The organism is Pseudomonas sp. S1(2024) (genome assembly GCF_046557535.1).
Genome location: NZ_JBKGFP010000129.1, coordinates 25,370 through 36,270 on the forward strand (window position 1 = coordinate 25,370; position 10,901 = coordinate 36,270).

General features: G+C 54.8%; 8 protein-coding genes and 1 pseudogene. 3 read left to right on the forward strand and 6 right to left on the reverse strand.

What is annotated here, in order from left to right:
* Positions 1-11: 11 nt before the first annotated feature.
* The 5 genes and pseudogenes from ACLCGK_RS31175 to ACLCGK_RS31195 all read right to left on the reverse strand — a co-directional run bounded on the left by ACLCGK_RS31175 (position 12) and on the right by ACLCGK_RS31195 (position 7,161).
* A complete protein-coding gene (locus ACLCGK_RS31175; RefSeq protein ID WP_410953578.1) occupies positions 12-1,340 on the reverse strand; it encodes a hypothetical protein in 1,329 nt (442 codons plus the stop codon).
* Entirely contained in the window at positions 1,330-2,244 is a 915-nt protein-coding gene (locus ACLCGK_RS31180) for an ATP-binding protein (RefSeq protein ID WP_137164074.1), read from the reverse strand. The genes ACLCGK_RS31175 and ACLCGK_RS31180 overlap by 11 nt, the downstream gene beginning before the upstream one ends.
* Positions 2,241-4,037: a hypothetical protein gene (locus tag ACLCGK_RS31185; protein WP_410953579.1), complete on the reverse strand. Its 1,797-nt coding sequence runs from the start codon at positions 4,035-4,037 to the stop codon at positions 2,241-2,243. Before ACLCGK_RS31185 ends, ACLCGK_RS31180 begins: the two co-directional genes overlap by 4 nt.
* Positions 4,038-4,543: 506 nt before the next feature.
* A complete protein-coding gene (locus tag ACLCGK_RS31190; protein ID WP_410953580.1) occupies positions 4,544-4,849 on the reverse strand; it encodes a hypothetical protein in 306 nt (101 codons plus the stop codon).
* A 1,614-nt stretch (positions 4,850-6,463) separates the two neighbouring features.
* Positions 6,464-7,161, reverse strand: a pseudogene (locus ACLCGK_RS31195) (alpha/beta hydrolase family protein).
* A gap of 219 nt (positions 7,162-7,380) precedes the next feature.
* On the opposite strand from ACLCGK_RS31195, the gene ACLCGK_RS31200 reads away from it, so the two are divergent.
* From ACLCGK_RS31200 to ACLCGK_RS31210, 3 genes are all read left to right on the forward strand, one after another.
* On the forward strand, positions 7,381-7,626 hold the full coding sequence (locus tag ACLCGK_RS31200) for a DUF2790 domain-containing protein (protein WP_410953581.1): 246 nt from the start codon (positions 7,381-7,383) through the stop codon (positions 7,624-7,626).
* A 224-nt stretch (positions 7,627-7,850) separates the two neighbouring features.
* Positions 7,851-8,507, forward strand: coding sequence for an HAD family hydrolase (locus tag ACLCGK_RS31205; protein WP_013972730.1), 657 nt, complete (start codon positions 7,851-7,853; stop codon positions 8,505-8,507).
* A gap of 178 nt (positions 8,508-8,685) precedes the next feature.
* Positions 8,686-9,597, forward strand: a complete 912-nt coding sequence (locus tag ACLCGK_RS31210) for a LysR substrate-binding domain-containing protein (RefSeq protein ID WP_013972731.1) — start codon at positions 8,686-8,688, stop codon at positions 9,595-9,597.
* Positions 9,598-9,719: 122 nt separating this feature from the next.
* Here ACLCGK_RS31210 and ACLCGK_RS31215 read toward each other — a convergent pair whose 3' ends face one another.
* Positions 9,720-10,673 carry an IS110 family transposase gene (locus ACLCGK_RS31215; RefSeq protein WP_410953428.1) on the reverse strand — a complete coding sequence of 318 codons (954 nt, stop codon included), beginning with the start codon at positions 10,671-10,673 and terminating at the stop codon, positions 9,720-9,722.
* Positions 10,674-10,901 lie beyond the last annotated feature (228 nt).

The window sequence follows — 10,901 nt, forward strand, 5'->3', positions numbered from 1 at the left end:
ATGCACTGAACTCAAAATACAAAGGCGCTCGCCAGGATTTCGAAACCGAACAAGAACTTTGGTTGGGCGTCGGTATGAACTGAAACGGTGCCGGCAGCATGGGAAATCCGCAGCAACGCATCGGTACGTCCGTGGCTCATGAGCTTGCGCAGCACCGGCAGCCCGGCAGGCAAGTCGATGATGATTTCATGGACCCGTCCTCGGATGGTCTCACCGAGGTAGTCGCTAAGTGATGGCGTTCTGCCCAGAAAGGGCGTGAAGAAGAAGCGAGAATCCACACGGACAAAAAAACCGTTGCTATGGGCGCAGCGATACCACAGCCGAGAAAGCAACCGATAAAACATTACTTTGAAATAATTGCGTAGGCTACTACGCGTGAAGCCCAACTCACTTAGGCACTCCAGGGCCCTGTCAGACATGCAAATGCGAGTATTTGAAATAGGCAATGTTTCAAATTTCTGCCGAAACAGCATCAACGTGAGCGCGAACACGCACGATCCCCGTTCGCGGATCCCCAGGGAACTGTTGGCGTTATGCAGGCAATGACGATGGCGCCGAAGTAGCCTCGACCTCCAGAATGACACAAACCGTCGATAGACCACATCCACCTGCCGCGGTTGTGTCAGGCTATCCTCGCCCCCTCTCATGTCTAATGCCACCCGGTATCGTCGTAGGGTCGAGTCTTCTTCGAACGCCTCATAAAAACTGTGAGGTTGAATCAGAACGGGAGGATCTATAGGACCCTCCCCCAACCGCATGGTGTCTAAAATTCCCAGACGCTGAAGACGCGCCAAGGTGCTAAATAACCGCAAACTATGAGCAGCACGCTGAGCACAGAGACCCGAGCGCAAGCTGTCGAGGATCACTTTCAAGCTGGGCACGGCATAACCGCAGGTAGCACACGGCTGACTGTTCCGATCGGGACAAAAGGCCGCGGCATCAGCACATTGCGCGCACAAAGATTTGAGTTCAATCCGATGCCATGGACACCACCGGACGCATCGCAAATGGAAAAAGAGCGAAAGGTAGCCTGAGTCAGCGGCACACAGTGGGCAGTACTGCAATTTATCCATGACACGCGGGGCAAAAAAATGTGCAACGCTGCCAATGAAGTGCGTATTCGCCAGGTAGGGACGCCCGGGCGCATACAACCCCTGAATCGTTGCGCTGGCCACGCTGCCGTGGCGCCACCGATGATCGCCTTCGCCAGGACTGAAAGCCAGCAACAATGCGCGTGCCGGTACCCCGTTGATGACCGCAGCTCTTTGCACAGTAGCAAAGGCCGCTTCGAAGGGGGTGGGAAACCCATCAGGAAAGAAATAGCCACGGTTATAATGCATCACAAAAAGCCCGTAGGTTGCTTTTTTGCACTGCTTCACTCACCCAGCGAGGATCAAGCTCCATGGAGGTGCTGTCCTTGGCTGCGAGACTGAGCAATAGATTGAGTACCGACTCACACAGATGCTCCATGGGAATGTTGTTCATATAAGGTCCGGAGGTACTGGACGACAACTCGAGCCAAAGCGGCTCGGTGACACGCGCTAAACGAAATCCTGCCGAGAAGGCCTTGGGTATGAAATGCGCGGTATAGCTCGTCCCGGAACCCGAGGGGAACTCGGAGCCCGTATCATAGGCATTCAATATCACGCCGAGCTCATCCGCCCCGCGACAACCAGGGTAAGTCAATACTTCGGTTAAAAACCGCGCCATCAACTGCTGCTCACGTGTCGCCTTAATCATGGTGATTTGTGCGTCAATGTCCGGCTGAGCAAAGGCAATCAGCGTCATGCAGATGCTCTTCGCCTGTAACAGATTGTAGAGATCCGCCAAGTCGAAGTAATCCACCGGCAATAATCTTTGAACCTCATCAATCACCAAAAGATACTGCCCGGCTTGCTGCCCGACCAACAATGATTCCACATGAGCTACCAAATGATAACGCAGATCCACGCGCTCCTTTGGATGAATATTTTCAGTATAGCAAAGCTCACGACAAAGATTATTAGGATGTCGTGTCTTACGCTTCAGCGCTATATAAAAAGCAACATGACATTCAGGAAACTGTTTTTTTAGCTGCTCGGCCACAAACACGGCGCAACGACTTTTGCCAACCCGTGATTGCCCACGAAACATCACTGCGGAACGCCTCATTGCAACCCGATCAAGGCACAACCGCACCGCCCAATTTAACGCTGGCGTGATGATACGTGCCTGCTTGCTGATTAAGGGATGCGTTATATTCATGATCCCCCCCGATTATCGGCTTGTCCTGCTGCGGGAAGACCGGGATATTCCTGATCCGGCTGAAGCAAGTAGTCCTTAACTGGCTTCTTCACAGGTACGACGGCGCGTGGCAGTGTCGACAGGCTCGGATCCTCGGCCTGCTTAACCAGCAGCGCCCGGTTGGGTTCGTTGTGGCGAATAAAATAGTCACAGATCTGCTGACTGGGTGGAAGGTCCTCTGTGATGGTCAACGCTCGTTGACCAATCAATGAATTTACCAAACGTCTAATGTACGGTGTATGCCTAAAGGTCGCCCACCAACCGCAGGCGTGGAGTACACCTATTGCTGCACCATTGGGTAGAAAAGCGTTGACAGCGCGATAATCATGTTCATCAATTTCCACACACAATCTGAGCCCGATCAGATCAAAGTTGGCCGCCAAATGCTCACTGGTATACCTGACCCGATCCAGCATGACGTATGGCCGCCGCCCTTCCGCCAAGCTTCCGCGCACCGTGACATACTTAGTAATCAAGTCGACTTTCAGCCGTTCACGACGCTCAACGGCAATGCGTGGTAGTATGGCAGCTTGATTCATATACTGTCGAATCAAGCCCAACGGCGAAAACATGCCAATACCTTCCGAAGGCTCCGTATTATAATTGGCTAGCGCAACGTCCAATGCTTGGATAAATCGTGTCAGATCCAACTGATACTCAACGGCTTTTTCCTGTGCGCCATCCGCTCTACCATGGCGAGGGTGACTACCGGTTGTCGACGGTAATAAAGCTGTGTGTCGTACCACCTCCGCAAAAAGTCGCTCGATCTTTGCGCGCGTTTCAAAACGCCCGGTTGGCCCCAAATAATGGTGAAAGCCGAAATCCTGCCGAGCTTGAAGCGTAATTTTCTTAGCAATATTGGAAAGATGCGAGTCAACACTAAGCACACTGAACGTGACACCGCAACATTCCTCAATCACGCTTGAAGGAAAACCCGCATCGACTTTGTAGGAAAAATTGGTGTTTTCCAGTGTTTGCGCCTTCCACCCTCCCAAACTTGCCCGCACAAGCACTTCGCGAACATCACTGGCCCCAGGCTGGCTTCGTAAGACCAATTTATACGCAAGCACAGCATGAGAATATGGTTCAATTGCGGTAAGCAACCACATGCGATCTAACGGAATCGGTAACATCAAGCCATTTACTTGCTCCACCAACAAAACAAAAAAAGCACTGATAAAATGGCCATCCAACTCCACAATGTCGAATGGGCGCTGCGCGACGAGGTAAGGCCGGTGCCCGGTACCGGTGACAATATGCGCTCTCGCCTCAGGACTGCCATGCGCATTGATGTACGAGGCCGGAAAGTGGTTGCGCAGCGCGAGAATATAGCGGCGTATGCTAACGCGTCCCTGATACTTAGTCGAATAAGGCCAACCACGATGATCGGGGGCTATGGCGTGCAAAATCTGCATGAACTTTTTGGTGAGGAACGCTATAGCGTTCCTATGATCATCGAGCGTCTGTGCAGAGTCTTTGAGAACCGCGACCATCCGCTCTTCAATTTCGGGGTATGTCTCGAGCAACTGCTGAAGGCAGCCTGACATCCCCCCCTGCTGGCCACTGTATTTATTGCCCGATGGTTTGCGTCGTTCGTAGGGTTTGAGATGAATATGGGGAAGCAACGCTCTTTCGCCAATACACTGGCCTTGGTCATCCAAAGTCAGAAAGCGGGACGCTAATCGATTAACTTCCCACCCTTTTAGGTTGGTCCTCTGCTCGATTGCGCGCAAAGCGTGACCTTCAATGTACATCTGCACTGCGGTGCGACGCCGACAAAACAGCTGCCAGTGTTCCTCGGGGACTGCCGAGGCTGGTAGTCTCGGCCAGTTCCCAGCTTGCACGGTCTGGGGTATCACAACCCGCTTCATGGCCGTTCAACTTTGCAAGACCATGTGGTCTGCAGGTTTGGGGTGAAAGCATCAATGGTTAACTCTACCTGCCCTTTGATTGCCAAACGGCTGAGTCCGCCGACCAACTCCGTCATGTCTAGGTTGGGTAGTATTTGCGCCAAGCTGCCAATGGTACCGGTTCTATTTCGCCCGACGGCTTGAAAAAGAAGCGCTTCCGTTGCGTTGATATCCACACTCCAACGCGTCAACGCCACGAAACTTGCCAATCTTAGCAAGGGCACAACTTGATAATGACGGGCGTCGCGCGTTGACTCATCGAAGAGTCGGTAAAGAGCACCGGCAGCCTGCGCCAACTCCTTCTGAACCTTCAGTTGCTCATGCGCCTCTAGATCATCAATGTATCCCGGCTACACCTCATGCCACTCGATCAAGCCCTCGACATTCGTCGCAATCGCATCAAGTTTTACCTTGCGCCCGCCTCGCTGATCTGCATTGAACTCGTCGCCTTGTGGCTTCCAGAAAGTTACTATTGATGGGTCAAACTCAAGATAGATTAGCCAGTGCGCGACTTCACGATGGCTTTCTAGAATCAGGTCATTATTGGCTTTCAAACTATAAACATGCCAAATACTGCTGCGTACAGATCCGCGATTACGCATCTGAGCAATCAAGGCATTGCTGGGTGTCGCTTGCTTCGTACTTTTTTTAGACATATCTACACCCTCAACATAAACTTCATGCTTAGGTAGATATGCCAACCCCTCGCGGAGGTCTTCTATGACGAATGGGGGCGGATTCCACAATATGATAATCGCACAGCTGCCCCACGCCCATGATGCCTATTGGAAATAAAAAGTACCGCATTACGTGGAAAAAGCAATAAGCCGCTACGGAACCACAAACATATAGGAGGCGACGCGATGAAAATACTATCCATGTTAGGTCCCACGCCCTCCCTATTTGACAGTCAAACAATGGGTTATATACGTGATTTCCAAAATTTCTATAAGGGTGGCCTTCCCTGCACAGCTGAAGAATTGTGCCTCTATCTGTTGCGTAGCTTCCAAGGTACCCCTGCCGAAATCAATCGGATCCTAACAGCGTTCTCTCGCTATCATCGAATACTCGGACTTGCAGATCCTACCCAATGCCCCTCCGTGTTAAAGCTCTGCAGGGAGTTCGAGAACGTAACATGCTTACAAACACCTATATCTTCACAGACGACTCCTACATTTCATTGCGTCTCCGAACTGACTAAAATGCTAAAAGGCGAGATCCAGCGCCACCGACAGGGGCTCAAAAAAGCCCGAGCCCTCCTGAACCATGACAGAGCACGCCTGATACATCATAAACTCCTCACATCAGTGCGTAATCGAGCGATATTGCTCGTTTCTTACTGGTACGGATTGGAGATGAATGAGACTTGCGCACTGAGCCTGGAGGACGTGGTGGTGACGCCAAAAAGAATACAGATAATAGTCCGCCCAACCCCAAAGTCGCATAAGTCGCCGCCCCAGCTTTTGACTATTGGTTATTTACCTCAGCTATGTCCAGTGCGAGCAACTCACGCTTGGTTAGGACTTTGCAAAATTAGCGAGGGACTCCTGTTCCCAGACATTAGAGCGGGCGAACTACTAGCTGACACGCCCGCAACTAACCTACAAAATTATTTTAGGTCCCGAGCAAAGCGCATTACACCTGATGCGTTAAAAGGACCGATTGTGTGGAGAAACGGATTACTGGCTTTTCTGCTGGATTGTGGATGGTCAGCAGCAGACATCACGCAGTGCTTACCCCAGTATCGGAGAAAGCACATTCGGCATCTTCAAAAGGAGTTCCAAAAACAAGGACGCAATCGACAGGACTTACCAATAGATAGGGTCCTGACGACCATCTTGAGCCATTACACCCGATCAGCAGAAAGCTATATATCCTCAAGAACCTAAAACAGCAATCCTTATTGCGTAACTGCAAGCTTATTCGCCAATTTTTAGTAACAACGCTCCAGCTCAACTAAACCCTCACCTCGAAAGCACCAAGTAAATATTAAAATCCGCGAGCTGACAGGAACGCAAACCATTGAAATGCCGAGATTATCGACTAGCCAGAAATTGGAAGATTTAGTTAAGATGACTACTACCGCAATGATGCTGAAGGCTATATGGCTGGTCCCAAACCTGACTGCACATGGCGAATTGAATCAGCAGGGACACTGTGGGAGCCGCGCTTGCCGGCGATGGGGCGCGAAGCGGCCCCGGTTACAGATGCCCGCTGTGGGTCGGTAACAGCCAGTCGGAGCAGACCGTTCCCGCCCCATCGCTGCGTCGTTACATAGACCAACGACCAAAATGCTGCTCCAGGAACTCAGTCACCAGCGAGGCGATCTGCAACTGGATCGCCCCCCGCGACCGGGCGTTATCGCCGTCCCGGCAAATGACACCATCCCCTGGAGCATCGTCTTCGAGCAACGCCATCGCGCCTGGTTTGCACGTCGACAAGAAGCTGAAATGGCTGGCGTCCTCGATCTCGACATAACGACTCGTCGCCGAAGGCAGACGCTTGGCAAGGTCAGCAGATTCCAGCTGCGCGCCATGACCGCATTGATGGCCCGCTGCAAGTCAATGGGACGCCGCCACAACTGTGCCGCGGCTTCAGGGTTGCGATCGCGGGTAGTAGTGCCGGGGTGGTTGACCGCCGCCACGATGTAGCCTTGGTGAGCCAGTGCACTGGCCAGCCACGACTGGTTTCCCCAATTGCCGCGAAAGCCGTGGGAAAACACCACCAATGGATACGTGCCTGCAGTTGGAGGTGCATCGCGCACAGCGAGGTCACCGCTGAAAACCGGGCTATCAGCGATCAACTGTGGTGGCGCAATGGTCGTACTCGGGTACCAGACGACCAGCTCCAGCGGACGGTCAGTTTGCCTGTCCGATAATGTCGAGGTCTTGAAGCCAATGGGCTTGTAGCCAGCGAATGCAGGTATGTCCAGCCAGATAAAAAGCAACAAGCCGAGCACTGTTTTCATTGTTTTTCTTCCTTGATAGGTCAGCGTCGATCAGATGCAAACCGGTACGCGGGAAACATATCTGCCCTCGCCGCGACCCACACAATCTTTCCGGCGATGCAGCGCTCCAATAGACCGGATAGTGGAAATATATTTTGCGCACTAAATATTATCGCGCAATATTCAGCCCAGGCAGCAAGCAGTTGCTGATCCCACTACCCAAGCTAACGGAGCATGATCATGACCTTCATCAAAGCAATCGCCATCACCACCCTGACCTTCGGCAGCAGCGTCGGCGCCTTCGCCCAGACCGCCTCCCCGTACCAGTACGGCATGAACCTGGACATCGCCCAAGTGATCGCGGTGGAGGCCTCGGGCCACGCCACCGACCACGCCGACACCGCCACCCTCACCTACCGTGACAGCGACGGCAAGGTGCAGAAGATCAGCTACCTGCGCCCAGCCACTTACGCCAACCAGAACTGATGACCAAACTTCGAAAGCCGGAGCGTGCCAACGGCCGGTTACTCGGTTGGCTTTCCAGCTTTGGCAGTTGCTGACTCGACGCGCAGGCGTCAACCTCGCGTTCGAGCACAGCTCTGCCAAGGCTGCCGTACTCCAGTACACTCAGGAAGTCGCGTAGTTGACGTGACTCCAAAGGCAAAGAATCTCCCTTCTGGCCCGCCCATGATTTTGGACCTGGATACCCAATGCTGACTGCCCTGCTGTTCGACCTCGACGGAACCCTCACCGACACTGACACCTTGCATCTGCAGGCCTTTCGCCAACTGCTGCGCGAGCATGACGGCCGCGAACTGAGCCAGGCGCAGTTCGATGCCCAGGTCAGCGGCCGCGCCAACGGCGAGCTGTTCGCCGAGCTGTTTGCCGGCGCCAGTGCCGAGCAGTGCCAGGTGCTGGCCGACCGCAAGGAGGCGCTGTTCCGCGACATGTCGCCGGCTCTTGAGCCGATGCCGGGCCTAGTGCGCCTGCTGGAACATGCCCAGGCTCGTGACATCGGCATGTGCGTGGTGACCAATGCACCGCGGCTGAACGCCGAACACATGTTGAACGCCATGGGCCTGGGCCAGCGTTTCGCGCACGTGCTGGTGGCCGAGGAACTGGCACGGCCCAAGCCGGACCCGCTGCCCTACCTGACCGGGTTGCAGCGGCTGGGTGCCGAGGCCGGGCAGGCACTGGCCTTCGAGGATTCGCTGCCGGGGGTGGCGGCAGCGAGTGGCGCGGGGATCTTTACCGTGGGCGTAGCCACTACACAGACGCCGGAGCGGTTGCTGGCGGCGGGGGCGAAGCTGGTTGTCCGTGACTTCAACGACCCGGCGTTGTGGTCCTTGATCGGATCCATGCAATGAGCATACGGGGCCGCTTCGCGCCCCATCGCCGGCAAGCCAGCTCCCACCTCGACCGCATCGGCCTCAAGCCATGCGCCATCCCTGTGGGAGCTGGCTTGCCGGCGATGGGCTGCGAAGCGGCCCCAGAATTTCAAGGCAATATGCATGCCCCAGCCATTGTGCACACCCAGGTCCACCCATGCTGATCGACGAAGAACTGACCCTCAAGAAGCTGGAAACCTTCCTCGCCTTCATGCGCACCGGCAACCTCGGCCGCGCCGCCGTCGAGCTGGCCACCAGCGCCGTCAGCGTGCACCGTGCCATCCACTCGCTGGAAAGCGCACTGCGCTGCCCGCTGTTCAAGCATGAAGGCCGCCAGCTGATCCCGCTGGAAAGCGCCTACGTGCTGGAAAAGAAAGCCCGCCAGCTGATCCAGGACGCCGAGCAGATGGTCCGCCAGACCCGCGAGGCCGCCGGCTTCTACGCCGAACGCTTCCGCTTGGGCGCGCTCTACTCGCTGACGGTGAAAACCGTGCCCAAGCTGGTCATGGGCCTCAAGCTGCGCCGCAGCGAACTCAACATCGACCTGACCCTGGGCTCCAACGTCGACCTGCTGCAGCGCCTGAAGAACCACGAGCTGGAGGCCATCCTCGTGTCGCTCGACGAAAGCGTCAGCGACCCGGCCTGCGAGCAGCTGCCGCTGTTTTCCGACGATATCTTCCTTGCCGTGCCCATCGATTCACCCTTCGCCGAGCAGGCCGAGGTGGACCTGGCCGACCTGGCCGACTCCACCTTCATCACCCTGACCCAGGGCTTTGCCACCCACCGCGATGGCGCCCGGGTGTTCCAGCAGGCCGGCTTCGAACCCAAGGTGGCCATGCAGGTGAACGATATCTTCACCCTGCTGAGCATGGTCAGCTCGGGCGTGGGCTTTGCCCTGCTGCCCGGGCGTATCGCGGCGGTGTACGAAAACCGGGTCAGGCTGATTGCCCTGAAGCCGCAATATCGCTTGCAGCAGCATATTGGCGTGGTGTTCCTCAAGGCGCGGGAGCGGGAGCCGAACCTGCTGGCGTTACTGGCGGAGTGCCGGATGTACAGCCTGGAACGTTGAAGGGCTGCGGACACAGCTTCTTTTGTTGTTTGCTGCACTGCCTCTTCGCGGGCTCGCCCGCTCCCACAGGGATGGTGCATTGCCTGAGACCTGCTCGGTACCTGTGGGAGATTCTATGGTTTTCAGCAAGCCAGTTTCCCGCCTTTGGTGACGTATTCGTCCTGATTTTTCATCAGGGCGAATGCCACCCGCGCGAGCTTTCTTGCCAGGATTACCAAGGCTTGGGTTGTTGCTTTACCGCTGCTCCGATGCTGTTCGTAAAGCCCTTTCCAGGCTGCCGATCTGCTGGCCGCCATCGCAGCGTTGTGCAATAAGCGACGAATTTCTGAACAACCTCGCTTGGTGAGGCGACGTCGCCCATTTTTCTGTCCGGAATCACTGACTCGTAAATCCATTCCTAGGAATGCAATGTACGAGTCACTGCTTTTGAACTCGCCCCTTATAAAAACCATCACCAATGCTGCGGCGGTGAGAAAACCAATGCCCTCTACTGCCTGGCAGCGAGCGACTTGTTCCTGCAGCCCAGCTTCTCGCAGTACTTCTTTAATCTTCTTTTGAATCAACTGATCCAGCCGATCTATCGACTTCACAAAAGTTTCGAAGGCGGCTTTCAAAAGGCTTTCGTTAGCCCAGCTCTGAGTCATTGCAGTACGAGTAGTCACCAAGAGGGCTCTGCGTCGCAAGAGGCTCTGAAGCTTGCCGTAGACAGCGGGAGGCGGGCTCCAAGGGCGAAGGTCCTCGCCCTCATTTTTTAAAAAACGGGACAGCAACCGCGCATCTGAGGGGTCGGTTTTAACCCGTCCTCCAACACTTTTCCGGTAGTTGCTCAATTGAAAACCATCGATGACATAGACCTCGAAGCCTAGGCTGTGGGCCAATTCAACCAGGTCCAAGTGATAGACATTGGTCGCCTCAACAGCGATAGCGGTGTTGAGGGATTGTTGCTTGAGCCACCTTCTGATCTCGAGTTTGGAGTTTTTCAGCCTGATGATCTCGTCACGATCATCGTGGTGGATAACCAGCTCAGCTTTCGCGACATCCGCACCCACGATCAACTTACCTACCTGCATTGCCATGGGCGGCTCCTCACGTTATGGTTTTTCGGCTTGAAGGGGTTTCACCAAGAGGCGCTGGCTTGCTTCTATCGTCGCTTGCAAACGATGCATTCTTTATCGGCGCTTTGGTGGAAGGGGTGGGGCGATGTCTCCCACGGTCTGTACTGCTGTGAACAGTCAGATTCGGGCATTTAGTCCCACCACCCCTTCAAGTCTAACCATACAAGCGGGCAAGCCCGCGAAGAGGCC

Excerpts from the sequence above, each read along its gene's own strand:
- ACLCGK_RS31175 (WP_410953578.1), bottom strand. The coding sequence starts at position 1,340 with ATGCATTATAACCGTGGCTATTTCTTTCCTGATGGGTTTCCCACCCCC.
- ACLCGK_RS31180 (WP_137164074.1), bottom strand. The coding sequence starts at position 2,244 with ATGAATATAACGCATCCCTTAATCAGCAAGCAGGCACGTATCATCACG.
- ACLCGK_RS31185 (WP_410953579.1), bottom strand. The coding sequence starts at position 4,037 with ATGTACATTGAAGGTCACGCTTTGCGCGCAATCGAGCAGAGGACCAAC.
- ACLCGK_RS31190 (WP_410953580.1), bottom strand. The coding sequence starts at position 4,849 with ATGTCTAAAAAAAGTACGAAGCAAGCGACACCCAGCAATGCCTTGATT.
- ACLCGK_RS31200 (WP_410953581.1), top strand. The coding sequence starts at position 7,381 with ATGACCTTCATCAAAGCAATCGCCATCACCACCCTGACCTTCGGCAGC.
- ACLCGK_RS31205 (WP_013972730.1), top strand. The coding sequence starts at position 7,851 with ATGCTGACTGCCCTGCTGTTCGACCTCGACGGAACCCTCACCGACACT.
- ACLCGK_RS31210 (WP_013972731.1), top strand. The coding sequence starts at position 8,686 with ATGCTGATCGACGAAGAACTGACCCTCAAGAAGCTGGAAACCTTCCTC.
- ACLCGK_RS31215 (WP_410953428.1), bottom strand. The coding sequence starts at position 10,673 with ATGGCAATGCAGGTAGGTAAGTTGATCGTGGGTGCGGATGTCGCGAAA.